Annotated in this window: 21 protein-coding genes and 2 pseudogenes; 4 read left to right on the top strand and 19 right to left on the bottom strand. The window is 62.5% G+C overall.

The window, feature by feature from the left end:
- Positions 1 to 2 precede the first annotated feature (2 nt).
- A complete protein-coding gene (gene dusA, locus NKJ76_RS21410; protein ID WP_352538304.1) occupies positions 3 to 998 on the bottom strand; it encodes a tRNA dihydrouridine(20/20a) synthase DusA in 996 nt (331 codons plus the stop codon).
- Between the two features lie 115 nt (positions 999 to 1,113).
- On the opposite strand from dusA, the gene NKJ76_RS21405 reads away from it, so the two are divergent.
- Positions 1,114 to 2,175 carry a site-specific integrase gene (locus NKJ76_RS21405; protein ID WP_352538303.1) on the top strand — a complete coding sequence of 354 codons (1,062 nt, stop codon included), beginning with the start codon at positions 1,114 to 1,116 and terminating at the stop codon, positions 2,173 to 2,175.
- A gap of 162 nt (positions 2,176 to 2,337) precedes the next feature.
- Here the strand turns inward: NKJ76_RS21405 and NKJ76_RS21400 are convergent, their stop codons facing one another.
- The 7 genes from NKJ76_RS21400 to NKJ76_RS21370 are packed head-to-tail and all read right to left on the bottom strand — an operon-like array spanning position 2,338 to position 10,500.
- Positions 2,338 to 3,753 (bottom strand): amidase, encoded by a 1,416-nt coding sequence (locus NKJ76_RS21400; RefSeq protein ID WP_352538302.1) that lies wholly within the window; start codon positions 3,751 to 3,753, stop codon positions 2,338 to 2,340.
- A gap of 31 nt (positions 3,754 to 3,784) precedes the next feature.
- The gene (locus tag NKJ76_RS21395; protein WP_023708344.1) at positions 3,785 to 4,831 is read right to left on the bottom strand and encodes an ABC transporter ATP-binding protein; all 1,047 of its coding nucleotides are present in this window, start codon (positions 4,829 to 4,831) and stop codon (positions 3,785 to 3,787) included.
- The gene (locus NKJ76_RS21390) at positions 4,831 to 5,832 is read right to left on the bottom strand and encodes an ABC transporter ATP-binding protein (protein WP_023708343.1); all 1,002 of its coding nucleotides are present in this window, start codon (positions 5,830 to 5,832) and stop codon (positions 4,831 to 4,833) included. Before NKJ76_RS21390 ends, NKJ76_RS21395 begins: the two co-directional genes overlap by 1 nt.
- The gene (locus tag NKJ76_RS21385; protein ID WP_023708342.1) at positions 5,832 to 6,722 is read right to left on the bottom strand and encodes an ABC transporter permease; all 891 of its coding nucleotides are present in this window, start codon (positions 6,720 to 6,722) and stop codon (positions 5,832 to 5,834) included. Before NKJ76_RS21385 ends, NKJ76_RS21390 begins: the two co-directional genes overlap by 1 nt.
- Positions 6,719 to 7,660 carry an ABC transporter permease gene (locus tag NKJ76_RS21380; protein WP_352538301.1) on the bottom strand — a complete coding sequence of 314 codons (942 nt, stop codon included), beginning with the start codon at positions 7,658 to 7,660 and terminating at the stop codon, positions 6,719 to 6,721. Before NKJ76_RS21380 ends, NKJ76_RS21385 begins: the two co-directional genes overlap by 4 nt.
- A gap of 8 nt (positions 7,661 to 7,668) precedes the next feature.
- Positions 7,669 to 9,264, bottom strand: a complete 1,596-nt coding sequence (locus tag NKJ76_RS21375; protein ID WP_352538300.1) for an ABC transporter substrate-binding protein — start codon at positions 9,262 to 9,264, stop codon at positions 7,669 to 7,671.
- Positions 9,265 to 9,291: 27 nt separating this feature from the next.
- On the bottom strand, positions 9,292 to 10,500 hold the full coding sequence (locus tag NKJ76_RS21370; RefSeq protein ID WP_352538299.1) for a trans-sulfuration enzyme family protein: 1,209 nt from the start codon (positions 10,498 to 10,500) through the stop codon (positions 9,292 to 9,294).
- 103 nt (positions 10,501 to 10,603) lie between these two features.
- Between NKJ76_RS21370 and NKJ76_RS32430 the strand changes: the two genes are divergently transcribed.
- The 3 genes and pseudogenes from NKJ76_RS32430 (at position 10,604) to NKJ76_RS21355 (ending at position 12,553) form a co-directional block, all read left to right on the top strand.
- Positions 10,604 to 11,488, top strand: coding sequence for a LysR substrate-binding domain-containing protein (locus NKJ76_RS32430; protein ID WP_352795413.1), 885 nt, complete (start codon positions 10,604 to 10,606; stop codon positions 11,486 to 11,488).
- A 33-nt stretch (positions 11,489 to 11,521) separates the two neighbouring features.
- Positions 11,522 to 11,845 (top strand): annotated as a pseudogene (locus NKJ76_RS32425) (ornithine cyclodeaminase); the annotation flags it as partial.
- Positions 11,846 to 12,076: 231 nt separating this feature from the next.
- Positions 12,077 to 12,553, top strand: a complete 477-nt coding sequence (locus tag NKJ76_RS21355; protein ID WP_352538298.1) for a Ros/MucR family transcriptional regulator — start codon at positions 12,077 to 12,079, stop codon at positions 12,551 to 12,553.
- 109 nt (positions 12,554 to 12,662) lie between these two features.
- On the opposite strand, the gene NKJ76_RS21350 is transcribed toward NKJ76_RS21355, so the two are convergent.
- The 11 genes and pseudogenes from NKJ76_RS21350 to NKJ76_RS21300 form a co-directional block, all read right to left on the bottom strand.
- Positions 12,663 to 13,667, bottom strand: a complete 1,005-nt coding sequence (locus NKJ76_RS21350; RefSeq protein ID WP_352538297.1) for a LysR family transcriptional regulator — start codon at positions 13,665 to 13,667, stop codon at positions 12,663 to 12,665.
- 575 nt (positions 13,668 to 14,242) lie between these two features.
- Positions 14,243 to 14,683: a hypothetical protein gene (locus tag NKJ76_RS21345; protein ID WP_352538296.1), complete on the bottom strand. Its 441-nt coding sequence runs from the start codon at positions 14,681 to 14,683 to the stop codon at positions 14,243 to 14,245.
- Positions 14,684 to 14,818: 135 nt separating this feature from the next.
- Positions 14,819 to 14,986 carry a hypothetical protein gene (locus NKJ76_RS21340; RefSeq protein WP_352504281.1) on the bottom strand — a complete coding sequence of 56 codons (168 nt, stop codon included), beginning with the start codon at positions 14,984 to 14,986 and terminating at the stop codon, positions 14,819 to 14,821.
- Positions 14,987 to 15,185: 199 nt separating this feature from the next.
- A complete protein-coding gene (locus NKJ76_RS21335; protein ID WP_352538295.1) occupies positions 15,186 to 15,647 on the bottom strand; it encodes a hypothetical protein in 462 nt (153 codons plus the stop codon).
- A gap of 58 nt (positions 15,648 to 15,705) precedes the next feature.
- On the bottom strand, positions 15,706 to 16,632 hold the full coding sequence (locus NKJ76_RS21330; protein WP_352538294.1) for a DUF2493 domain-containing protein: 927 nt from the start codon (positions 16,630 to 16,632) through the stop codon (positions 15,706 to 15,708).
- Between the two features lie 341 nt (positions 16,633 to 16,973).
- Positions 16,974 to 18,011: a DUF7146 domain-containing protein gene (locus tag NKJ76_RS21325; RefSeq protein ID WP_352538293.1), complete on the bottom strand. Its 1,038-nt coding sequence runs from the start codon at positions 18,009 to 18,011 to the stop codon at positions 16,974 to 16,976.
- Positions 18,008 to 22,336 carry a strawberry notch-like NTP hydrolase domain-containing protein gene (locus NKJ76_RS21320; protein ID WP_352538292.1) on the bottom strand — a complete coding sequence of 1,443 codons (4,329 nt, stop codon included), beginning with the start codon at positions 22,334 to 22,336 and terminating at the stop codon, positions 18,008 to 18,010. Before NKJ76_RS21320 ends, NKJ76_RS21325 begins: the two co-directional genes overlap by 4 nt.
- Positions 22,337 to 22,509: 173 nt before the next feature.
- A complete protein-coding gene (locus NKJ76_RS21315; RefSeq protein WP_352447728.1) occupies positions 22,510 to 22,776 on the bottom strand; it encodes a DUF6117 family protein in 267 nt (88 codons plus the stop codon).
- Positions 22,773 to 23,198, bottom strand: coding sequence for a hypothetical protein (locus NKJ76_RS21310; protein WP_352447727.1), 426 nt, complete (start codon positions 23,196 to 23,198; stop codon positions 22,773 to 22,775). Before NKJ76_RS21310 ends, NKJ76_RS21315 begins: the two co-directional genes overlap by 4 nt.
- A gap of 88 nt (positions 23,199 to 23,286) precedes the next feature.
- Positions 23,287 to 23,746: pseudogene (locus tag NKJ76_RS21305) on the bottom strand (UCP036055 family protein).
- 96 nt (positions 23,747 to 23,842) lie between these two features.
- Positions 23,843 to 25,975 (bottom strand): ParB/RepB/Spo0J family partition protein, encoded by a 2,133-nt coding sequence (locus tag NKJ76_RS21300; protein WP_352538291.1) that lies wholly within the window; start codon positions 25,973 to 25,975, stop codon positions 23,843 to 23,845.
- Positions 25,976 to 25,981 lie beyond the last annotated feature (6 nt).

The following is a 25,981-nucleotide window of genomic DNA, read 5'->3' as shown; positions in this document are numbered from 1 at the left end:
GCTTAAGCGGCCTTTTCAACACGGTCGAAATCGACGGCAGCGAACGCTGCCTTCAGCACATCCGGTCCGGCGCCGGGTTTCGTCGCGTCGGTGGACAGTATCTGCCGGAAGCGGCGCGCGCCCGGCAGGCCGTGGAACAGCCCGACCATGTGGCGGGTGACGTGGCCGAGCCGCCCGCCCTGCTCGATATGCCGCGCGGCGTAGTCGGCCATCGTGTCGATCAGCGCGGCAAAATCGTAGGCGCCGGCCTTGTCGCCGTAGAATGCCGCGTCGACGCCGGCCAGGATGCCTGGCGTGTGGTAGGCGGCGCGGCCAAGCATGGCGCCATCGACATGATCGAGGTGGCGAGCCGCCTCTTCGAGCGATTGAACGCCTCCATTGATGCCGATGAATTTGTTCGATCTTCCAGCCTTGAGGCGATAGACCCTGTCATAGTCGAGCGGCGGGATGTCGCGATTTTCCTTCGGGCTCAGACCCTCCAGCCAAGCCTTGCGCGCATGCACCCACAGCGCGTCGGCGCCGGCCGCGAAGACGCCGTCGGCCAGCGCGTCGAGCGCGGGCTCCGGATCCTGCTCGTCGACGCCGATGCGGCATTTGACCGTCACCGGGATTTTCACCGCCGCCTTCATCGCCGCCACACAATCGGCGACGAGGTCAGGCACTTTCATCAGGCAGGCGCCGAACGTGCCGGATTGGACCCGGTCGGACGGACAGCCGACATTGAGATTGATTTCGTCGTAACCGAACGCCTCGCCGATGCGCGCCGCCTCGGCCAGCTTTTGCGCATCGGAGCCGCCGAGTTGCAGTGCCACCGGATGTTCGGTCTCGTCAAAACCAAGCAGCCGCTCGCGCGCACCATGGATGACGGCGTCCGCCACCACCATTTCGGTGTAGAGCAGCGCACGCCGCGTCAGCTGGCGGTGGAAGAACCGGCAATGCCGGTCGGTCCAATCCATCATGGGTGCAATAGCCAGTCTATGCTCTTGATTTTTCAGCATTTTCTCTTTAACATCAAATCGTTAGAACCTACCGAGCGCACACGAATTTACGCCAAAATACGACCCTTTTCGCCACGTTTCGATCTCTCAGTGCACACAGAGCGCACACGAAAAAATGGCCACCTACACAAAACTCTCGTCCGGTTCCTGGCGCGTCCAAGTCCGTCGCAAGGGTCGCTACGTCAGCGAGACCTTCCTGCGCCGAGACGACGCACGGCGCTGGGCAACCGAAGCCGAGCGCCAAGTCGATCGTGGTGAGACGCCGACCAAGTCCCGTATAGCCCGCCTGAAAACTTTCGGTGAACTCATCGACCTTCATATCGACGACATGTGTGATGTAGGCAAGTCCCCTCGCCGCTCCAAGGCCGCGGCTCTCGATATGCTCCAAAGACATCTGGGGAAGTGCAACATCGCGGCTCTCGATCGCGAACGGCTCATTCGTTTTGGGCGCGACCGGGCCGCCCAAGGTGCCGGACCGATGACCCTCGGCATCGACATCGGCTTTGTAAAACTCATACTGGCTCATGCCGCTGCGGTGCACGGCCTGCCCGTCAAGGTCGAACCGGTTGATCTCGCGCGTATTGCCCTAAAGAGGCTTGGCCTCGTTGGTAAGGGCAATCAGCGCGACAGGAGGCCGACCCAGGATGAACTCGACAGGCTCATCGCCCACTTCGATGCAAATCCTCGTCAAATAGCGCCGGTTGGTCAGATAATACGTTTCGCCGTCGCAACGGCGATGCGCCAGGAGGAAATCTGCAAGGCGCGGTGGTCCGACATGGACGCCCGCACGCGGATGCTTCTCATCCGTGACCGGAAAGACCCGCGAAACAAAAACGGGAACAATCAACGCATACCCTTGTTCGCGGCAACTGGGTACGACGCATGGGCCATTGTCGAGGACCGACTGGCCAAGCGAAGCAATGACGATGATCGAATTTTCCCATTCAATCATAGGTCAGTCGGCACCGCCTTCCGTCTAGGGTGCGCTGACCTGGACATCCACGACCTTCATTTTCACGACTTGCGGCATGAAGGAACAAGCCGCCTCTTCGAAGCTGGATTCACGATCGAACAGGTAGCTCTGGTCACGGGTCACAAGGATTGGAAGATGTTGCGGCGGTATACGCATCTCAAGCCGGAAATGCTGCACACTATCCAAGCGGCGAGGGCAGCGTAGTTGGCGGCTCAGGTTGACTGGCATCTCCGCCAGGCTTTTGCCTTGCAAGGTCTTCGAAAACGAGCGTGGCATTGACCGAGTGCACCGCCTTTGGGAGATTGCTCTGCACCCCGAAGGCGTCATGAGATTGACGCGTTTCGGCTGGCTGCGCTTTGGCGGGTCTCACCCGAGATTTTCAGTCGCCAGCGCCGGCCTCCTGGATCGAAGTCCCAGCGCCTGCTCCACGGAGTGTCCCGCCCTCAGCACTGTGTCGTCCTCAAACTTGCGGCCCACGATCTGCATCGAGATCGGAAGTCCCGTCGCGGTAAAGCCGTTACAGATCGCTAGCGCCGGGCTACCAGTAAGGTTGAAAGGACGGCTGAGCGAAAGTTCGATCTCGCCCATCTCCGTCATCTCATAACCGAGGATCTGAGCGGGCGTCTTCATCGTCGGCAGGACAAGGACGTCGACGTCCTCCATTACGCCGGCGAGTTCTTCAGTCAGCGCCGCCTGCCGAAGGCGGGCATCGATATAGTCGGCCGCCGAAACGGTCTTCCCGTCCTGCAGGCGGGAGCGGCTGACAGGATGAAACCGTTCTGGATAGGCATCGAGCTCCGCCCGATGTTCGGCGTATTCCTCCGGCCAGGTAATGTTTCTTGCGACGGAACCGTATAGGCCGAAATCCGCCAATCTCACGGAGGAAACACGGCCGCCAAGCTCCTGCACGACGGCGAGCGTATTCTCCATCGCGTCGAGCACGTCCTGATCGACGTCGGGATCGCCCTCGTAGAATTGCCTTATGACGCCGACACGCAGACCTCGGATGCCTTCTCCTATCCTTGAGATATCGGGGCTCTTGAAACCTCTAAGCAAAATATCGTCAGTATCCGTCGACACCATCGACGCTATCATCAGGGCGCAGTCCTCGACCGTCCAGGCTAGCGGACCGACGCAATCCATTGATCGTGACAGCGGAAGTACGCCCTTTCGGCTTACCAGCGCGTCGGTCGGCTTGAGACCTGCGACCCCACACCACGCGGCAGGATCTCGTATCGAGCCTGCGGTCTCCGTCCCCACCGACCCGGCGCACAAACCCGCCGCAACCGCAATCGCCGAGCCGCTCGATGACGACGATGGGTCGAGATCGAGGTTCCACGGGTTGCGGGCGGGCGGCCAGCCAAGATCGAACTGCGTTCCGGAGACTGCGTATTCGGTGGTTGCTTGCTTCCCGAGGATAATCGCGCCGGCCCGCTTCAAGGATGCGACGACGCCTGCATCCTCGCTGGCGATCGCGTTGCGCCGATGAACAGCCTGCGCCGTGGTCGGCAGTCCCGCGACATCGATCAGGTCCTTGATGCCAATGGGCACGCCGTGCAGAGGGCCTAGCCACTCCCCGCGCACGAGCGCCTGCTCCGCCGCAGATGCCTCCTGCAACGCGCTTTCAGCTCGCAGCGAGTTGAAGCTGTGAAGTCTCTGGTCCAGCCCAGCGATTCTGTCGAGGTACGTCTTCGTGAGTTCAAGGGGAGATATTTCCTTCGCGCGAAGTCTGCGGGACAGTTCCGCAAGCGACAGCAGGGCGATGTCCGATGACAGACTCATGCAGGTGCGACTCGATCTTGAATGATTAATTTCAGAGGGCGGCGGCAGTCATCAGACGCACTTGCCCGGGCATTCTTCCGGATTCAGGCGGGACATCGAGAGCACTGCGTTCTCCACGGAAGACCTTTTCCGCGAGCACGCACGCCGCCCGGTGACCGGCACTGACCTCGATCTGAGGCGGGAGTGCTGTCGCACAGTCGGCGACAGCTAGTGGACAACGCGTCCGAAACGCGCATCCCGACGGAGGATTGGTCGGGCTCGGTATTTCTCCCACGAGCAGCGGGACCTTCCGATTTCTCTCCTCAATGGGATCGGCTGCTGGAACCGATGCCAGCAGCAACTGGGTGTAGGGGTGGCTCGGATGGTTGTAGACGTCCTCAGACGTTCCCATCTCGACGATCCGACCAAGGTACATGACGTAAACACGCGACGAAGCCTGTCGAACGAGGCCGAGGTCGTGAGCGATGAACAGACAGGCGACGCCAAGGTCCCTGCGCAGTCCCATGAACAAATTCATCACTTGCGCCCTGATCGAAAGATCGAGCGCGCTAACGGGCTCGTCGCAGATCAGCACCCGCGGTTCCACGGCAAGTGACCTCGCGATTGCCACACGTTGACGCTGTCCACCGGACAGCTCTCGGGTGAACCGGTCCCTGACCTGTGTCGCCAGTCCGACCTGGTCCAACAGCTCCGTCGTACGCGCCGCACGTTGTTCCTTCGAGCGCATCCCTTTGATGATCAGAGCCTCTGCGATTGCTTCGCCAACGGTCTGTCGATCGTTCAACGAGGCGTAGGGGTCCTGGAACACGTATTGGACGGCACGGCGCACTTCCCTAAGGCGTCCGCCCGAGAGGGATCCGAGATCGACGCCGTCGAAGATCACTCTACCCGACTGAGGTTTCTCCAGCCCCACGATGGATCGGCCAAGTGTCGACTTGCCGCAGCCAGACTCGCCGACGAGGCCGACGATTTCGCCCGCGTTCAACGTGATTGACACGTCATTAACGGCCTTGATGGTCTTGCCCCTCATCGCGCTGGGATAGCTCGTCACAAGGTTTTCGACTTCGAGAACAGCCATCAGCTTACTCTCTCCAACAGGTGGTTGTTGATCACAGGACATGCGGCGAAGACCGAAGGATCGAGCGTCTCGACGAGCCTGGGCCGATGCGATTTGCAGCTTTGGACCGAATGAACGCAGCGCGGCTCAAAAGCACACCCGACAATAGGCGCCGCGAGTATAGGCGGCACGCCGGGGAGTCCCCGGAAGGGTGCCCCGACCGCGTCTTCACGTCGCGGGATGGCGTCGATCAGCCCCATTGTGTAGGGATGATGCGGTGAAACCAGAACCTTTTCGACGGGACCGGTTTCCGCGTTCCGGCCTGCGTACATGACGACCACTCGGTCTGCCGATCCTGCGACGACGCCCATGTCGTGAGTAATGAGAACCATCGCCATTTTAAGCTTTGACTGAATGTTCTTGAGCAGGCGCAGGATCTGGGCCTGAACGGTGACGTCGAGCGCGGTGGTCGGCTCGTCCGCAATCAGGAGCTTGGGTTCGGCCGCGATGGCAATTGCAATCATCACGCGCTGCCTGAGGCCACCGGACAGTTCGTGAGGATACTGCCTTAGTCGCGCCGCCGGGTCGGATATGTCGACCAATTTAAGAAGGTCTAGCGCCCTTGCTTCGGCGGCAGTTGCCGACATGCCCAAGTGGAATTCAGCCATCTCCGCGATTTGCCGCCCCACCCGTCTTGCGGGGTTCAGTGCACTCATCGGGTCCTGAAAAATGAAGCCTATCGACTTTCCACGGAAGTGTCTGATTTTATCCTCGGAGGCTCCAACCAGCTCGGTGCCGTCGAAGACCACTGAGCCCGAAACGTCCGCTTTTACACCAAGCGGCATCAGACCGAGAGGAGCGAAGTTCATCACGGTCTTGCCGCTGCCGCTCTCGCCTACGACAGCCAACGTCTCCCCGCGTCGTATCGAATAACTGACGCCATCGACCGGACGGACCGCCCCATGGCGAGTTAGGAGATCGACCGTCAGGTTTCTCACGTCCAGTACGGTTTCAGCGGGCATCAGATCGACTCCTTTGCCCAGAGCGCCGTGGCGCGGCGACGGGCGACAAGCATCTTGTTCGTGAGCGGGGTCGGCACGCGGTTCAGCGCGACTGCTTCCCCTAGGATATTGAATCCAATCACGGCCAACGTAAGGGCAAGACCCGGGAGAACGACCTGCCGTGGATCGGTTTCCAGATAGGGAAGCGCATCGACCAGCATCTGCCCCCATTCCGGGGTCGGCGGTTGGATACCGAGGCCGAGAAAGCTCAGAGTGGCAATCGCCAGAGCTACTGCGCCCGCGTCTGCCGTGGCATAGACAAGGACGGCGCCGAGCGTCGTTGGAAGAAGATGGACGAAGTAGATCCGCATAGGGCTAGCACCAAGGACGCGCAGCGCCTCCATCTCAGGCTTGTTCATGACGCTCACGGCCACCGCGCGGCTGACGCGAGCGCTACCCGGCCACCAAGCCAGCGCCAAGGCCAGGATCATGTTCCAGTAGCTGGCCCCGAATACGCCGATGACCGCGAGCGAAATGATAAGGCTTGGGATAGCGAGACCGACGTCGACAATGCGCATGAGGATCTCGTCCGTCCAGCCGCGTCGATATCCGGCGACCGTTCCGATGGTGGTTCCTATCGTGTGGGCGATGACGAGCACGAGACAGACGCCGACAAGTGAGGTCCGGGCAGCGGTTATCAGTCTGCTGAGCGTGTCCCTGCCAAGGTGGTCGGCGCCCAGCCAGTGTGTCATGGTTGGCCCTTCGCCTGCGAGCAGCAGATTCTGAGTGTTCGGTGCGTGAGGTGTGAGCAGCGGTGCGAACACGCCGATGAATACGAAAGCGCCAATGGTGATGACGGATGCGCGCGGCAGTTTTCCTATCGGGTCTGCCAATTTGCCTACTATGTTCATGATCCGCTCCTTTGCCGGCGCATGCGCGGATCGGTGAGCATCATCAGGACGTCCACGATCACATTCAAGATAATGAAGAAGGTTATGAAGATCAGCAGACAGGCCTGCACCACCATGAAGTCGCGGAACCGGACCCCGGTCAGGAACAGCTCTGCGACCCCCTGCCAGGCGAACAGCGGCTCCACCACGACGGCGCCGACGACCATGAGACCTATCTGGGTTCCGAGCGCATTCAGGTAGGTCGGCGCAATGTTGGGCAAAGCGTCGCGCATGAGTATCCGCTCACGTTTGAAGCCCTTGCTCATCGCGGTGAGGACGAACGGACGCGCCATGGCCTCCTCGAGGCCGACTCGGACGACGCGGCTGAGGACAGCAGCAGGCAGCATCGCTATTGTGAGCCATGGCAATATGAAGCTGCGAAAACCGTCGTAGCCGAATGTCGGAAATATCTTGAACGACACCGAGAAAGCATAGACCAGAAGCGCACCGACGAAGAACGAGGGCGTGGATGCACCGAACAACGCCAGTCCGCGTGCAATGTGGTCGGGCATTCTGTGTGCCCACAGGGCCCCTAGAAATCCTGTGAGCAAACTCAAGACGAGGGCGACCACGGCTCCGCCGGCGACCAGCGTCGCAGTAACCGATAACCGGCTCCGAAGAGCGTTTCCAACGTCCTCCCCAGTCTTGTAGGAGATGCCGAAGTTGCCGTGAGCGGCATTGCCAAGCCAGTCCGTGTATCGAATGAGCAATGGCTTGTTCAGGCCGATTTCCTCCGCGACCTTGGCAATGTCCGCCTTGGTCGCCGTTGGAGTGCGAAGCTCCGCAATCAAGATGGCGACGTTGCCTGGGGCTGACACCACCAGGGAAAAGCACAACACCGAAGCCAGAAAAAGCAGAACGAGCGCGTTCCGGGCTCTCTTTGCGATGAAGAAGAACACGGCGTCTCCTATTCGCTCAGGCTGATGTTTTCGTAAGGCATATCGTACTCCGTTGCCGGGGCCTTGAAATCTTTGACGCGGCTGGAGTGCGCCCAGATACCTGGCACGTAAAGCAGTGGAGCGATGGCGACGTTATCGTGCAGCCAATCGTAAACCTTCTGGACGTTGGCTTCCATGTTTGGATCCAACGCCGACATCGTCGCGGTCACGAGCGGATCGAGCCGCTCAGCATCGACGAACAGCTTACCGTCGACGCCGTTGTCGTAGGTAGACAGGAAAAGACCGACGATTGTGGCGAAAGGCTCGTACGGAGCGCCGTATGTCTGGAAGAAAGCAAGATCGAACTTGCGTTCGGGAATATCGCTGTGTCGCGAGGCATGGTCCACCGAGCGGATCGTAAGCTGAATGCCGATCTCCTGCAGTTCCGCCTGAAGCACCTCGGCGACGGATCTCGATCCGGGAATTTGTTCTTCACTGACGACGATTTCGAGAGCGAGCGGAGAGCCATCCTTCTCTCTCACAGGACTGCCGACCCAGCCTGCCTTTTCCAAAAGCGCCTTAGCACCTTCGACGTCGATCTGGGGAACGTCATAGCGCTTTCCGGCCAGTGGCACGGATTCGGCGAAGAGATTGGCCGACGTCGCTGCCATCCCGCGATAAAGCACCTTTGAAATTGCTGCCCGGTCGATGCCGATATCGATCGCCTTCCGGACTGCGACTTCCTTGAGAGCTGGAGCCCGGTCGGGATTGAATGCCATGATCATCGTCGTCGAACCGGGTTCCACAACGACGTCTAGGCCCGCCTGCTTCAAGGTCTGGGCCTCGATCGCGGTGATCGGCGATACGAAGGCCCCGCCCATTAGGTCGATATCGCCGGCTCGGAGGGCAGCCATACGGCCACGAGAGTCGGGGAGCACCTTCAACTGGACTTTCGAGAACTTGGGCTTCTCGCCCCAATAGCGGTCGAACCGCTCGAAGACGCTGCCCGAGTTATCCGCGCTGATTTCACGCCATGGGCCGGTCCCGACCGGAGCCTTGTAGCTCCCGTCAGTTGCGACCGATTTCGGGCTGAGGAAACGACCGGGGCGGACATAGGCCAATTCCTGCAGCAGCCCAAGAACAGGCTCCTTGAAGCGGATATCGATATGTTTGTCATCGACGACAGTGGCGTCCACGAAGAGCCTGGAGCAGTTCATCCAGTTGTTGTCAGCCTGCCCCATCCAGCGCCCCAGGTTCCACTTGGCGGCGGTGGCGTCGAATGGTGTCCCGTCATGGAAGACAACTTGCTCTCTGAGCGTCAGGCGCAGGAGCTTGCCCTCATTCTCGATCGACCAAGCGGTCGCCAGTCCAGGTTCAATTTTTCCGTCATAGGAGTACGTGACGAGTGGTTCGAACACCATGTCCTGGACCGCGTAGAGCCCCTTGAATTTGTGAGGGTCCAGGTCGCCGGGGGCCACAGAGATGGCGATCCTAAGCGTATCATTATCGGCCGCGGCCGCGACCATGGTCGGAAAAAGGGAGCCGCCGGCGGCGATGCCAATCATGCCGGACAATCCTGTCAGAAACGACCGTCTGTGAATTGATATGAATTTGCTGCTGTCCATGTTCCGTTCCCCTTGTTTTTGATTTGATTACCCGTAGGAGCGAGCTCCCGTGCCGGATCGATCTTGTGCGGTCCGGACAGATATGTCTTCGAGGAGGCGGGCGACGTCCGCCTGCAAGTCCTCAAGCGCCTCGATCCCGACACTGATGCGCAGCACGAGGTCGGACGCGAGCCATTCTGTCGCCGTTCTGTTCTGCCGGACGGGCATCGGCGCGACGAGACTGCGGGTACCTCCCCAGGAGGCGCCGATGGCGAATGTCGTCAAGACGTCGAGCGCTGGTGAGACATGTGCGGTGCAGGCGTCCTTGAATAGCACGCCGAATACGCCGCTCGCTCCAACGAAGTCGCGTTTCCAGAACTCATGACCAGGCGAATGGGCGAGCGGCGGCCACAGCACGCGGTCTACCAACGAATGCCGTTCGATCTGTTCGACCAAGGTCCGCGCGCTTTCGAACGAGCGCTGCATCCGGATGCCGAGTGTCTCCATACCGCGCAGGACGAGGGCCGCGTCGTCCGGCGAGACGCCTATCCCAAAGCGTCCCATGAAACCCTTGACCACAGCCTCGTGTTCGGGACGGGCGATCGTAACCGATCCCATCAGTATGTCGGAGTGCCCGGAGATGTATTTGGTCAACGCCTCTGTGACGATATCGACGCCGTGCAGGATCGGCTTGAAGTTCAGCGGCGTCGCCCAAGTGTTGTCGCATCCGACGAGAATGCCGCGGCGCCGGGCCACCGCCACAATGGCTGGTATGTCCTGGACGTCCATGCTTGTCGAACCAGGAGACTCGCACCAGATAATCGCGGTGCGCTCGTCGATCTTGCTTTCGAGATCATCGATCGTGGATGGATCGAAGTACCTCGTCTCTATCTGGAAGCGTGCCAGGTCCTGGTTGGCGAAGTCCCTGACGGGCGGGTAGGACGTGTCTACAACGAGGATGTTGTCGCCGGCCTTCAGGAAAGAAAGCATCGCTACCGAGTTGGCCGCTTGGCCAGAAGGGGCGAGGAACGTCCGGACGCCTCCTTCGAGCTTGGTAAGCTTTTGTTCGAGCGTGCGCGTCGTCGGCGTGCCGTACAAGCCGTAGGAATATCCTTCAGGCCCGCGCTGCGCGCGGTTGGCGTATGCCTCCGCATTCTCGAACACGATTGTCGATGCTCTGTGGACCGCAATTCCAAGCGGATCGAAGCCCTCATTCCTAACCTTCGGGGTCAGCACCACTTCAGTAAAGTCGTTCATTCTCTCGCCACCCCCTGGACATGGCGATTGTTTAAGCACACTCCTCACTATGCGGTCTAATATCAAGATTACGGTTTACTATTCGAGGAGGTTATAGGGTCGTATGAACCTGAGGCAGATCGAAGTCTTCCACGCCCTGATGACAAACGGCACGACGACACGTGCGGCCGAGGTCCTGCGCATCTCACAGCCGGCCGTGAGCAAGGCGGTTCAGGAGCTGGAGCGCACCGTTGGTTTTGCGCTGTTCAATCGCGCTAAGGGGCGCATGAGCCCAACTGCGGAAGGGCGGCTCTTCTTCCGAGAGGTTGAAACCTCGTTTTCCGGCCTGATCCATCTCAAGAGTGCGGCTGCGCGTATAAGAGACTTCGGGTCGGGCGAAATAAGAGTGGCAAGCCTGTCGGCGTTAAGCACTAACGTCATGCCAAAAGTCATGCGCTCGTTCCAGAAGCGCCATCCGCAAGTGGCTATAACGTTCCAAGCGCGGATGTCGTCCTCGGTCAAGGAGTTGGTTGCTTCCGGCCAGTTCGACGTCGGTGTGGCGGCGGACGAGATCGATCTCGCGGGCGTCATCGCTCGGCCCTTTGCCAGCTATCAGGTTGCCATTGCCCTGCCTCCGGGCCACCGTTTGCAGGGCAGAGCAGTTATCTATCCAAGAGACCTCCACGATGAAAACTTCGTCGCACTCGCGCCGGAGGACACGACAAGGCGAGAGGCGGAGGCGATTTTCGCGGAGCATGGGGTGAAGCCAAAAATTGTCTTGGAGACCCCTTATTCGACGACGATCGCGGCGATGGTCGAGGCTGGTCTTGGCTGCGGCATGGTCAATCCGATTACGGCGGACCCCTTCCTCGGACGGGGAATGATGATCGTGCCGTTCGAGCCAGCAATTCACTTTCGGACGCTTCTGTTGCTTCCGCCTCAAAGGGAGCCTTCGACAATTGTGGCTGATTTTATAGAAGAGCTGTTGAAGGGGTCCTCCGGGGTGTAGATGAGCGCGATCAACGTCGAAGCTTAAGGTTTCGGTCAGACTGAACTGCACCGCGATATCCTGCTGGGCTCCGACATTTTCGTCGAATTCCCACCACAGACACGCATCGAGTGCGAGATCCAGCAGCTGGACTCCAACTGTCCCGGTGACCGAATTCCGGGACGCCAGGGCGCAAGGCCGCCGGGAGGTCAGCAGATCACGCTGTTCGATTCCGTCGGCTTCGCCATCGAGGATTTTTCGGCGATACGTGCGCGCCAGCCACAAGCGACCGGCCTCTACGAGGAGCTCGCCGCTCCCGACGAGCCGCGAGATCTGTTCGGCATGCTAGTGAGGGCAGCCATGCAGCCGGCCGCATAACAAGGCTCGCTCAAAAACCAACTTCCGCCCTCCCGCCCAATTGCACTTCCACCTTCATTGCTGGGCGGTGCCTCGACTGAGCTGCTTCATGCAGAGTTTCGTGACCCATGCCCCCGCCACGTTCCTCTTTGTAACTTCTTGCCTTGTGCACCCGGTGCGCTTTGCTGTAGCGAGGCTGCTGACGTAGATCGGGGCTACGGCAACTGAAGAGCAAATGAAGGGTTGGCCCAAATGCCTGAAGATCTTATCAACTCCGACGCGGAATTGCTGGAGATGACAGCTGACATCGTTTCCGCCTATGTCAGCAACAACCCGGTTCCAGTCGCAGAACTCGCCCGGGTAATTGCCGATACCTATGGAGCGATCAGCAAGCTGCAGGGAGCACTCCCACCCAAAGCGGAAGAGAAGCCTACACCCGCAGTCCCGATCAAGAAATCGGTGACGCCCGATTTCATCATCTGCCTGGAGGACGGCAAGAAGTTCAAATCGCTCAGACGGCACCTTGGCACTCACTACGATCTTTCGCCGGATGCGTACCGGGCGAAATGGGGCCTGCCCTCCGATTACCCAATGGTTGCGCCGAACTATGCCGCGGTGCGATCCGCGATGGCAAAGGCGATCGGCCTGGGACGGAAGGCCGTAGCGCCTGAACCCGTAACGTTGCCGGCGCCGGCCAAGCGCCGCAAGATCGGCATCAAGACAACCTGACATCGGGGCTATTTCGCACAAAAGCCCGCATCCTGTTCAAGGGCGCGGGCCGATTGCTCCGTCAGAAAGAACCGCTGCTCTTGTTCATGGGCAGCGGCTGCCGAGGATATCAGCCCTCAAGGGATGATCCCCCTCTAGCGGACTGGGAAAACGCGGCGATGATCGCCTCAAGCGATACATTCAATGCGTTGGAAAAGGTCCTGCCCTTCTGCCAAATCGCAACGTAGTGATAGAGCGCGGACGGTTCCACCGGTTTCGCTTCGAGGTTAAACGCCGCGTATTCACGCGCAATGATCTCATTGGTTATCGAAATGCCCAGGCCAGCCGAGACGTATCCGGCTTCGTGACCGTTGCAATCGAATTCCACCAGTATGTCTGGCTCAACGCCGGCGAAGCGCAAGGCATTGAAGTTCATCTGGTGAGCGGCGAACTGGGGATCGATATCGACGATCGTTTCGCCTGCCAGGTCTTGCGCCTCGATACAGGTCTGTTTTGAAAAGCGGTGGTCGGGATGGAAGATGCATACGTTTCGTGCCGACCCGAGCGGCGCCCATTCAAACAGGCGTGGATCCAGGGGCAATCTCGAGATTCCGAGATCCGCGCGCCCAGCCAGGATGTGCTCGCCAATCTGCTCGTAGCTTCCCGAAATCGATCGGACATTCGAAGCGGTCTTTGAGTGGATAGTCGCCACGACCTTGGGCAAGGTCACGAAGCCGAAAACAGAGGGCGCGGCAATCGCAATCCGTTGCTTTTCCTCGTTCTTCATAGCGAAGATCGACGCCTCCAGGCGATCCAGCGACGTCAGGGCAAGTTCTACGTTTCCCAGGAGTTCCCAGGCTTCCTGCAAGGGGACGATGCGGTTGGCTGATCTCTTGAAGAGTGTGATGCCGAGCGTGATCTCGAGTTGCTTCACGTGTTGACTGACGGCCGGCTGGCTTATCCCGAGCGCTGCCGCCGCTCGCCTTGTCGATCCGGCCCGCAAGACTTCCCGGAAGACCTTCAGTTGGCGAAGCTTGAGACGATTTCGCCGGTGAACTCGTTCGCGGTGGTCTTTTTGAAGGTGCCGATGGTAGCCATTGTAAGTCTCCGTTTTCTGTTCCCGAGCCCGCACCATGCGGCCTCGATGGCGATCACGTGGCCGGAGGCGACCGATGACGCATCGCTTGCGACCGGAGCAGCGCGGAGGACGGCGCAGGAACGGCTTTCTTGTCTCGCGAGGAATGGCGGCGCTCGGGGTCCCCATGCGCTTGCGGCATGGGGTGGGAGCCGGCAGGGGAAGAAAGTCGAGACGCGCCGTTGCGGCCTAGGCGGTCGAGGCTTCAGCCGTCCTTCGGCCAGATCAGCCCATTGAAAAGGCCGTTTGGAGCGCTCTTGGGACAGATTGGCAACGGAGACGTTGGCGTGCAACGCGCCTCCGGCAGATCGCTACGAGTTCACTGGCGTCGTCCGCATTCCAGGTGCCGGGAACCGCACGCACCTCCAACGCCGCAGCCACCGGCCGCGCTGCCGTCCTGCTACCGACTGGTCGACCTGCCATGGGCATCGACCGAAGAAAGTCCAAGTCCACAAACGAGGCCGCGCCGGCACGTGGCCGTTGCTCGATCCTTGGCTTGTGCCCGATGGCTCCAACCACCGATGATAAGGAGGCTAGGCCTCGTCGGCCTAGTCCACCGCCTCGCTCGCGCGGGTCTAGGCTCGAACCAAGTCCCTGCCGGACTGGTCGGCGGCCGTCATGCCCGCCACCCGCAGATATGCTGTGACGCCGACGGCGACCGCGCCAATGACGGAAAAGACGATCTGCCAGATTTCCGATGGCATCATGTGCTTCGCGATGCCATGAGTGGCATGGTAGCCGGCAACGATCGCGGGAGCGACGAAGACAATCGCGATCGCCAGCTTCGCCCACATGGGCCTGATAACGCCGAGGAGGATTTGGCCGACGCCGAGCGTCAGCCCGGCCGCGAGGCTGCCGACGAGGATCGCGCCAAGCCAGCCGGCGCCGGTGTTGAATGCCCAAGTGCCTGCGCTGACGCCGACGAACAACGGCAGGGCGAAGATAGCAAGCGTGAAGAGCAACCAGCACAGGATGCCGATGGCCGCGATACAAAGGAAAATGCCGAGAATGATCATGATGGTGTCTCCGAGAGAATAGCTCTGGCGATTGCGCCTTCCACCACCACCTGGCGCAGTGCACAGCATAGCAAAAGAGAAGCGCGGGCGAAACCCGCCGGTGTTCTTGCATCGCCAGGCGCGATGTCCGCCCCGTCATGGGGCGAACGGGTCGATTTCGCTGATGATGGCGGTGTCGTCGCCGTCATACTCGTTTGCCGGCACGACCGAGAGAGTGCCGTCGCCGGCACGAAAGATGACGATGGCGACCATGAGGGTGGCGGCGAGGCTGAAGGCGAAGGCATGTGCGTCGGCGAAGGACATCGACCCGGCTCCTGTTTGAAGCGGAGGACCATCCCCCGCTGACAGGCGCCCGATGCGTCCGGCCGATGGCCGCAATCACCGCGAAGGCGAAGCCGGAGCGGCGGCACGCTCCGCGTAGTCCGACCCCTTGCGGGTTGATGGCTTCAGGCCGTCGGTCGGACCAAGGATCAGCGCAATGGATCGCGGGGTGTGGTCATCTTCAAGTCAGGAGCGGGCGGGAGTCGTTGGCGCGACGCTGATGTTCCATGAGAGTGTGAGCGAGTTGCCGCGCGATGTGGCGGGCGTCGAGCGAGAAACCGGACGGCCATGATCGCGATGGGTCCCGTTGGAAGCCGCCACGCTGAAAATGAGGATGGAGCTTGGCGATGACGCTGTGCAATTGCGGTGGCAGGCCCAATCCAGCTCTCTCGGCGTAAAGAGCCGCCTTGCCGAGATCGTGCCCGATATGGCGGCGGTTCCAGGGATCGTCGGTCACGACTCTGAGAAGATGCGACTTCAGGAGCAATTCAATGGCGATGGCGATGGCGTGAAGGGCCGCATTGTGCCTGCCTAGATCCGCCGCCCGGTCGGCGCCATCAAGGTGGGCGGCGGCATTGCGCAAGAAGGTGTCGGCGAGCGCGATGTCCGGCGTGAAGCTTTCGGGAAAGGATTCGAACGACACGGCTTGAAGAATGCCGTGCCTCCCCTGCTATTTATAGGGGGGTAGGTTCCGACGGCGCTTACGCGCCGCCGTTTCCGAGCCGATAGACCGGGATGCCGACCTTGCGAGCCTTGTCCGCGAGGTTCTCCTGAATGCCGGTGCCCGGAAAGATGATGACGCCGATCGGCATGACCGCCAACATCTGGTCGTTGCGCTTAAAGGGAGCAGCCTTGGCATGTTTGCTCCAGTCGGGCTTGAAGGCGACCTGCGGAACCTTGCGATGATCGGCCCAGCGGGCGGCGATCTTTTCGGCGCCTTTCGGTGATCCGCCGTGCATCAGCACCATGTCGGGGTGCTTGGCGCGGATTTGGTCGAGCTTTTCCCAGATCAGCTCGTGATCGGCGGTATCGCCGCCGGAGAAGGCGATCTTGGGGCCAGCCGGCAACATGACTTCAGTTTCCGCGCGCCGCCGGGCCGCGAGGAAGTCGCGGCTATCGATCATTGCGGCGGTGAGATGGTGGTGGTTGATCATCGATCCCGTGCGCGGTCGCCAGGCCGAGCCGGTGTACTGATCGTAGTGGTCGGCGGCCTGGTCACGCATCAGCTCGAAGGCATCGCGCCGTTCGATCATGGTCTGGCCCTGGGCTGTGAGTGTCTCGAGTTCAACCGCCTTGATCTCGCTGCCGTCCTGTTCGCGCTGCAGGCGGCGCTGGGCCAGCTCGTTGTCGTCCAGTTGCCGCTCGATCCGTTGAACAGCTCGGTGGAAGACATTGGTGACGGACCAAAGCAGGTCATCGAGGTCGGGTTCGAGGCGCGTGTCGGCCAGGGTGGCGATGAGGGCGTCAAAGATGTCGGCCACGGCTCCGGCCACGTGGTCGCCACCGGGGAGCGGTCGCGGATCTGGCTCATCCGCAAATGGGCGCCAGCCATAGAGCTGGAGTTCGGTCAGGATGTGATCGGTTGGAGAAGCGGCGTGGTGCGGTTCGGTGTCGTCGTGCTCGCTCATGGGGATGCTCCCGTCGGTTTGACCGCGACCCTCGCGGCCTTCATGGCGACGAGAGTCCACGGGCGGGACGGTCCGACACCCGCAGCGAAGCGGAGGGCCGGAGCGCAGCGGAGGATGGCGGCGGCCGACTATTTTGCCTCGCGATGGAAAGGCGTCGCGCCCAATCGCTGCCATTCGCGAGCAGTCGCGCGCCGCCGGAAAATAGTCGGCGGCCGCCATTGCCTGGCCGGCCAGTTTGTGGGCCCGATCGCCCTCTTGAAGGCCGGGTCGCGGTTCTCTGCCGGCGGGCTCCCAGCCATGCGATGCGGCTACACCGTGCGCCACACGCTCTCCCTCCCGGCTCATGCTGCCCGTGTCAGATAGCGCAGGCGATCCCGGCGCATGAGTTGGTCCGCAATCGAGGCGCGGAAAGCGGCCAGTCCGAAATGGCGGAGATCTTCGTTGAAGTCCTCTGTCTCCGGCGACAGCACGATTGCCTCGATTCCGGCGTCCGTCGCGCGCTCGAGCAGGCTGTCTCGGGCACCGTCACCGGCCGGATCGTTGTCGCGAATGACATAGAGCCGCCGCAGGTTCGGAGGGAACAGGATGGCGGCAAGATGGGCTGCCGAGAGGGCCGCAGCCATCGCCATGTCGGGCAAGGCGCATCTGAGCGACAGCGTCGTCTCGATGCCCTCGCCTGCCGCCATGACGCTGCCGGGTGCGCCGAAGCGGACGGCGTGACCCAGAAGGTCACCCATTGCCCGACGCGGCGTGTCGACGGGTGCCTTGCCGGTGCCGTCCGGTGCGAGCCAGGTGCGGTGCGCGCCGGTCAGATGTCCATCCAGATCGGTGACAGCGGCGATCATTGCCGGCAAGGTCTCGGTCGGTCCTTGATCGTCGTGCCGGTAGTAGCAGCGCGGATGGAACCGCAGCGATCCGGTGCCGTACAAAGTCGTAATGCCGCGTCCACGCAAATACGTTTCCACGAGGGTGCCTATAATGGGCTTCGACATGGCGACCAGTCGGCGAGCCGCTTCTGGAGATCCAACGGGGACCTGCGTGATCGGCTCGGCCGGTCGGGGTGGCATGGCATCTGGCATCGCGAGAAACACGCGCGCCTCGTCGGCGACGTCCCGGAAGTTGACCAGTCCGAGGGATTCGCGAATGACATCGAGCAGGTCGCCATGCTCACCGGTAGCGGCGTCGGTCCATTTGCCTGGCGGTCCCTTCGCGGATGGCCGCAGACGCACGAACATCGACCGGCCCGGCGCATTGCGGACGTCGCCGACGGTCCAATAGTTGCCCTGGCGACGGCCATTGGAGAGGTAGTGGCGGCACACCGCCTCGGCATGTTCGCCGAGGCGGTGTGCGAGGTTGGATGCAGCGTGACGCGGAATCATGCAGCCTCCCGCTCACTGACCCCCTCGATTGGGAAGCGGTCGAGCACGCGCTCCAGCACGGCGAGCCCGTTGGCGTCGATCGGCACGAACATCCTGAGCTTCCACGAAATGATCTCGTGGAAGAGACCGTAGGCGGTGAGGCGCTCGCGCATCGTGTCGGTGAAGCCGGACAATTCGATGCGCCATGCGCCCATGACGCGCCTGCGGCGAAGCTGGAGATCCTCGGCGAGATCGAGGATCGTCCGCCCGTCCATCAGAGCCGAAAACGCCTGTTCCGGCGACAGCGCAACCACGTTCGTCGCAGAGGCGTTGGCGGCCCATGCCGGCGAGACGCGGCGGCCGATGAGGCGCTCGCCCTCGTCGGTCTGAAGTCGATAAACGTGGGTCGACTCGTTGGGCAGGCGCTTCCAGATTGGAAGCAGCAGGCCGGTGACCATGTGCAAGACCGAGTCCGAAAACTCCGGCACCCCGGCGATTTCGGCGGTCCAGGCAGTTGTGAACGCCTCGCGGTCGGCCTCGACCCAGCGTGTTTCGCCCATAGCCTTGAGCGGCATGTTCTGGCTTTCCATCGGCCGGATCAGGCGGACACGGCGCTCGACCTCGCCATCGTCGAGCATGACGCTGGGGGTCGGGATCTGTACCGCGGCGCGGCCCGATTGCTTGTTGATGAGCAGTAAGGCACGCGGATCGCGGAGATGATCGAGCGCCGCATTGAGCGTGACGGGCCGATTGCGCTTGCGTTCGGTGATCGTGAGCAGGCGGCTTTCGGTGCCGGTGCGCGGATGGGTGTAGATCACCTGCCGATCGGTGACGACGAAGTTTTCGGCCTGCAGCGTCTCCAGCCCGGCATCGTAGGTGCCTGACGCGATCGCGCCCTCGATGCGCGCCGCCTGCAGTTGCTCGAAGGCACCGAACAGCACGCCCTGCAACTCGATGGTCAGTGCGAGCAGGCGATTGAGGAAGGTGGTGATCGGCGGCAATTCGTCCTTGATGCCATTGGCATCCATTAGCTTGATACCCGTCGCCGCCTCGAAACGCTCGAGTGTGCAGCCCTCGACCTTGCCGCGTACGATCAGCAGATAGAGTTGCCGCAGCGCATCGCGGGCATAGTGGCTTTCCAGATTGTCCTCTGGCCGGAACAGGCCTTGGCCACCGGTCTGGCGCTGGCCACGGGTGATCGCGCCCAACGTGTCGAGGCGGCGGGCGATCGTCGAAAGGAAGCGCTTTTCCGCCTTCACATTGGTCGAGATCGGCCGGAAGAGTGGCGGCTGCGCCTGATTGGTGCGATGTGTGCGGCCGAGGCCCTGAATGGCGGTGTCGGCCTTCCAGCCGGCCTCGAGCAGATAATGCACACGCAGCCGCGTGTTCCGGGCTGAGAGTTCGGCGTGGTAGCTCCTCCCCGTTCCGCCCGCGTCCGAAAAAACCAGAACGCGCTTCTGGTCATCCATGAAGGCCTGCGTCTCGGCGAGGTTGGCTGACCCGGCACGGTTTTCAACGAGAAGGCGCTCGGCCTTGCGGACAATGCGGCGCGAGCGACCGGTGACCTCGGCCACGATGTCCACCCCGAAATGCTGGACGATCTGGTCGAGCGCGCCGGGGACAGGCGTCAAGCTGGCGAGTTTGGCGATCAGCTCGTCGCGCCGGGCGACCGCCTCGCGGCACTCGACGGGCTGGCCATCGCGGTAGACCGGGCGCGACGACAGATTGCCCTCGCTGTCGGTGAACGGCTCGTAGAGCTGCACCGGGAAGGAATGGGCCAGGTAGTCAAGGACATATTCGCGGGGCGTGATGTCGACGCGAACGTCGTTCCATTCCTCGGTCGGCAGTTCGGCCAGCCGCCGTTCCATGAGCGCCTCGCCCGTCGAGACGATCTGGACAACGGCCGCATGGCCCTCCCCCAGATCGCGGGCGATGGAGCGGATCAGGGTCGGTGTCTTCATGCTGGTCAACAAATGGCCGAAGAAGCGTTGCTTGGCGCTTTCAAAGGCGCTGCGCGCGGCCGACTTGGCCTGCGCATTGAGCGTGCCGGTGCTGCCGGTGATGTTGGCCGCCTGCATCGCCGCATCGAGATTGTTATGGATGACGCCGAAGGCCCCAGCGTACGCGTCATAGATGCAGACCTGTTCGGGCGTCAGCTCATGCTCGAGCAGTTCGTATTCGACGCCGGAGAATGACAAAGACCGCGCCGTATAGAGACCGAGCGCCCTGAGGTCGCGCGCCAGCACTTCCATCGCCGCGACGCCACCGGCCTCGATCGCCTCGACGAATTCGGCCCGCGTCGAGAACGGAAAAAGCTCGCCGCCCCAGAGGCCTAGCCGCTGGGCATAGGCGAGATTGTGGACGGTAGTGGCGCCGGTGGCCGAGACATAAACGATGCGGGCATTCGGCAGCGCGTGCTGCAGCCGCAGGCCGGCACGGCCCTGCTGGGAGGGAGCGGCATCGCCCCGCTCGCTCTTGCCGCCGGCGGCATTCTGCATGGCGTGGGCTTCGTCGAAGATGATGACCCCATCGAAATCCGGACCCAACCATTCGACGATTTGTTTGACCCGCGAAACCTTCTCGCCGCGATCGTCGGAGCGTAGCGTGGCATAGGTGGTGAACAGGATGCCTTCCGCCAGCGTGACCGGCCTGCCCTGCGGGAAGCGGGAGAGCGGGGTGACCAGCAAGCGCTCCATGCCGAGCGCGGACCAGTCGCGCCGCGCATCCTCGATCAGCTTGTCGGACTTGGAGATCCAGACCGCCTTACGACGGCCCTGCATCCAATTGTCTAGGATTACGGCGGCGGATTCCCGGCCTTTGCCCACCCCAGTGCCGTCGCCGATCATGAAGCCTTGCCGGAAGCGCACGGCCCCCGCCGCGTCATCGGCCGCGGCGCTAACCATGTCAAAGGTCTCGTCGAGCGTCCAGGCGCCGGCGAGATACTCGGCGTGAGCCTCGCCCGCATAGATGACGGTCTCGAGCTGCGCGTTCGAGAGCAGGTCAAGGACGTTCTTCGGTAGGCGCGGCCGGTAGCCCGGCTTGGGTGGCGCTACCGAGGCCATGGCCGCCGATTGAACGAGCTTGGTGGGGTGAGCCCGCGAGCCGGGAATGCGGATCGCCTGAAGCCCGTAGGCCTCATAGATGGCGTCGCTGATCTGGCCGTTCTCGGCGGCCTGCCAGTCGACAGCCTCATAGGCGAGGTCGATGGCTTCCGGTTCGGCGATCGACATGCGTGGTGTGGTACTCGCCGAGCGTGTGAGATAGCCGTGCACTTTGCGGGCCGCGGCGACCGCCGATGTCGCGCTGGGAAGGGCGGCCATCACGACCGGCGGCCGCGCGGGAAGGCGCTCCTCAATCCACGTGAGGAGCGTTGCCGCATCCGGAGCGATGCCGGGAGCATCCGGGAAGAGCGAGGGATCGTCCGCCGGCACCCTGTCGATGACGGTGAGGCGCGTCGGGAAGGTCGTGCCGTGCTTGGCATAGACCGAGCCATCGATGGCGGCGGAGAAGACCATGCGACCACGCTCCTGCAGGCGAGTGAAGGCGGCGGTCCAGGTCGGATGGTCGGGCGCGAAGTTCGCACCGGTGATCGTCACCAGCCGCCCGCCGGGCGCAAGGCGCGACAGCGCCGAGGCGATGTGCCGCCAGGCCGCGTCGGCCATGCGGCCCTCGACATTGGCCATGACCGAAAAGGGCGGGTTCATCAGCACCACGCTCGGCACGGCGCCGGGATCGAGATGGTCGTCGATTTGGGCGGCGTCGAAGCGGCTGGCGGAGACGCCCGGAAAGAGACACGAGAGAAGTGCCGCGCGCGTCTCGGCAAGCTCGTTGAGGATGAGCGAGGCGCCGGCTATCTCGGCCAGGATGGCGAGCAGCCCGGTGCCGGCGGAAGGCTCCAGCACACGGTCGCCGGGCGTGATGGCGGCGGCCGTTGCGGCGACCAGGCCGAGCGGAATCGGCGTCGAGAACTGCTGGAAGGTCTGTGCTTCTTCGGACCGGCGCGTATGCGTCGGCATCAGCCCTGCGATCTTCGACAAAGCGGACAGCCGTGCAGCCGGAGATTCGGCTTTGCGGGAGAGCGCCTTTCCGTACTTGCGGAGGAAAAGGACCGTTGCGGCCTCGCAGGCATCGTAGGCCTGCTTCCAGTCCCAGGCGCCGGCGGCGTCGGAGGCGCCGAATGCGGCTTCCATCGCCGAGCGGAGCTTTGTCGCGTCGATGCACTCGCCGCGTTCGAGACGGGGAAGCAGCAGGCCGGCGGCGGCGAAGATAGCGCCGGCTGCACGGGTTTGGGCGAGCGGGAGCGGCGCGGCGGTTGGAACCGCCGCAGCGGGCGAGATCATGTACATGGTGTGAACCTCGGGAGAGCCGGGACAGGACCGAGCCGCGCGGCGCTCTCTCTGGACCGCACGGTTTCCAAACCCATCCCGGCCCGCCTCTCCCTCTCAGGTCCCGCCGAAGCTAAAATGAAACAAGCGCCCCGCCATGAGGTGGAGCGCTTGCCGGTATCAACCGATCTCGATCATATTCCGCCGTCAGGCTCCGACTTCTGTAGGAAACCTTTGGCGTCGTCGGGATCGGGCGGCAGGTAGGCATCATAGGGATTGCCGTCGGCAAGATGACCGAACGGGGTGAACACGTAGTCCGCGCCCTCCCGCCCGACCGCGCAGATTACATAACGCCGCTGCCCGGTCGCCGCGTCGGCGCATTCCATCAACGCGAGGTTGCCGTCGCTGGCGGCACGAAGCAGCGTCTGGAAGTTGCTGCGGGCATGGTCGGGAATGCTCATGGCAAGTCCTTCGCATCTCCGGGTTCAACTGGATCGCGGGCGCCCGCGAGGATCGCTTCGCCGCGCGCGATCGCCCATTCGGCCTTGCCGAGCCACCCCGGCGGCGTCGGTCGGCGGGCCTTAGCATCGCCGACAATGATCTTGAGCAAGCCCAGCATGAGTTCGAATTGTGCGGCCTTGCGCTGCACCGCTTCCCCAAAATGTGCATGAACCGGAATGGCCTGTCCACGATACGCGGCACCGGCACCCTCCCATATGCCGGTGACATGGGTTTCGCCCGAGGACTCGCAATCCTCCCGCTGACCCGAACAGTCAGTGTCCTCGATGGCAAATCGGCACGCGACGTCGGGTGTCTCAGCCAAATAGGTTGAATGCCGGAACACTGGTAGGTGGTACGTCGTCTCGATGGTGAATTGCGGCATTTGCTGCTCCTAAAAAAAAGGGCGGCCCGGCGTTCGTCTCCGAGCCCCGGCCGTGGCGGGTCGAGGTTGATGTCCATGCGTGCAGGTGTTACGCCGCCGCCCGCCCCTCGACGACGTCGGCGCCGACTTCGTCAGCGGTGACGTCTTCAAGACGCGCATTGCGGTACCCGGTCTTGGCCAACCAGAGTGCGGCCGCCTCCCGGCTCTCGGCGAGGTGCAACAACTCGTCGTCGTCGCCGATCTGCTGCAGGACCCGGACCATGCCGATACCGGGCGGCTCGACGATCTTGAAGCTGAGGTCGCTGTCGACCGAGTAGGTTCGCATGACCGTCACGAGAGAAGTTACCTTCATTGAGCGTGATCGAGGCCGGTGCGCTGTAGGTCGGACGGTCGCGCGGCGATGCCTTGCGGACCAGACGGCCGAGGCCGTTGCGACGGCCCCAGTCGGCGAGCTTGCGGGTAAAGCGCGCCGGCGGTTTGGGGGTGCCGTCCGAGTACTGGATCAGCGAGCCGAGCGGGGCGTTGTCATAGACGATGTGGGCGGACATGGATGTCTCCTGAAACGAAAAGGCCCGACAGGGCGTCGGGCCATGAGGGTGAGGTGAAGGGGAACGGGGCGACCGGAGTCGCCCCGTCGATGGGTGCTATTCGGCAGCGACAGCGTGTGCGATGACCTCATCGGCTGCCGCCGAGTCGTCTTCGTCATCGCCGGCGAGGAATTCGGGCAGGTCAGGTTCCTCGCCCTCGCCCGGCTGCGCGGGCGGTGCGTCATGATCGATCAGACGGAGCGGTTCGGGTAGCCAGCCACTATCGGCAAGGAGGCGTTCGGCCTCCTTGGCCATGTCGCCCTTCTTGAGGTGGTCGATGAGTTGAGCCGCCTGCTCGCTGGCACCTTCGCGCACGGCTTCGAGGATGCGGGACTTGGTGACCCGGCCGAGATAATTATCGACCGTCGGCCGCCAGCCCGCATCCACCATGTCGAGCCCGGTGGCGTGGGAGAGCCGGTCGGCTTCGCGCAAGCGCTGCTCCAGCCCGTGCTGGGAAACGCCGCTGCCATAGGGGTTAGGTCGCTCGAACAGCGCGTTGATCCCATAGCTGACGCAATGCGCCAGCAGTGCGTGCTGACTGGCTTCATCGAGACTGTCGAGCCAAGCCCACAGAGTCTGGTAGTCACCGAGCGGAATGTCGCCCTTCCACGCCTCATGGCGTTCGTCGATCGCCTTGGCCGCGGGGCTGTCTTTCAGCTCGGCGTCTTGCGTCGGCAAGTGGACATGTCGGACGAACGCCTCGAGGCAGCCGGTCGCGGAGCGATGACCGAAGGTGTCGAGGACGAGCCGATGCAACAGCGCCGTGATGGCCACATGCTGGTTCTCGGCCACGGCATTGCGCAGCGCCAACGTGCGATACGCGGTGAGCTCGATCACCAGGCGTTCGGGCAGCGGCTTGATGGCGTCGCCGTCATCCTCATCGGGCTCGGACGTTTGCGCGCCGATGGTGATGGTGGCGCGGCGAACCGAAGGATCGTCGCTTCCCTCCTCGCTCCCGGTCACACCGCCGGGCTCGGCGGCGTCGCCGTCGACCGCTTCCGGCGCTTCGTCCTCGGGGCGCACATATCCGCGATCGACGACCAGGTCACCGTCACGGTCGATGCTGATGAAAGCACCGGCGCGGCCGATATCGGCGGGATCGTAGTTCATCGGGCGGCTCTCGAACGCCTCCAGCACAGACTCGATCTCGCCGAGACGTTGATCGACCGCGTCGGGGAGTTCGTCGGATTCACCATACTCGGCTTCCAGCCGTTCGTACTCCGCGCGCAGGGCTTCGCGTTCCGCCCGCTCCGCGTCGGTCAGATCGACGGGGGTGCCGGCCAGTGCCCGCAGACCGTGATTATGGCCATAAGGCAGATCGACATCGACCACGATCCACTTCCAGCCCTCCGCCGCGATTTCGTCGGCGATCGACTTCAGCTTGTCGCGGACCAAGCGGTCGAGCAGAGCCGGGTCCTGCAGCCAGCCGCCATTGTCGGCCTCGAACAGGTCACGCAGCACCACGCCGCCGGCGGCGACATAGGCCTCGACACCGACGAACAGCGCCCGGCGATCGCTCGCGCGCACCGTGCTCTCCGTCAGTAGGCGCCGGATCTGCTGCGGCTCCTTCGACCAGGAGTTTTCGAGCGCCTCCCAGACCTGCTCCTGACGGGCGTGATCGTCGGTCACGGTAAAGGCCATGAGCTGCTCGAGCTGCATGCCCTCCTGCTCGTAGACCTCGTGCAGCTTGCGCGAAACTTTTGCGAGCCGTAGGCGCTGCTGGACAAAGCTAGCGGACACGAAGAAGCGTGCCGCAATCTCCTCGTGGCTGGCGCCTTGGTCGTGCAAGGTCTGGAAGGCCCGGAACATATCCAGGGGATGTAAATCTTCGCGCTGAAAATTCTCGGCCAGCGAATCCTCCTCGATCGGGACCGCGCTGTGGGCGTCGCTGACGACGCAGGGAACTGGCTCGGTCTTGATCATGCGCTTCTGCATGACCAGCAGTTCCAGCGCGCGATAGCGGCGCCCACCAGCCGGCACCTCAAACATGCCGGTCTCATTGCCCTCGCCATCCAGCACTGGCCGGACGTTGAGACTCTGCAAGAGGCCGCGTCGTGCGATCGAGGCGGCGAGGTCCTCTATCGTTTCCCCGCGCTTGATGCGCCGGACATTGGCTTGGCTCAGCACCAGCTTGTTGAAGGGGATGTCACGTGAAGCGTTGAGGGTGATCTTCTGCTTGGGCGTAGCCATGTGGAC

Source organism: Mesorhizobium sp. M0029 (assembly GCF_040323735.1).
In the GTDB taxonomy this organism is placed as follows: domain Bacteria; phylum Pseudomonadota; class Alphaproteobacteria; order Rhizobiales; family Rhizobiaceae; genus Mesorhizobium.
This window is presented reverse-complemented; position numbering and strand designations above follow the sequence as displayed.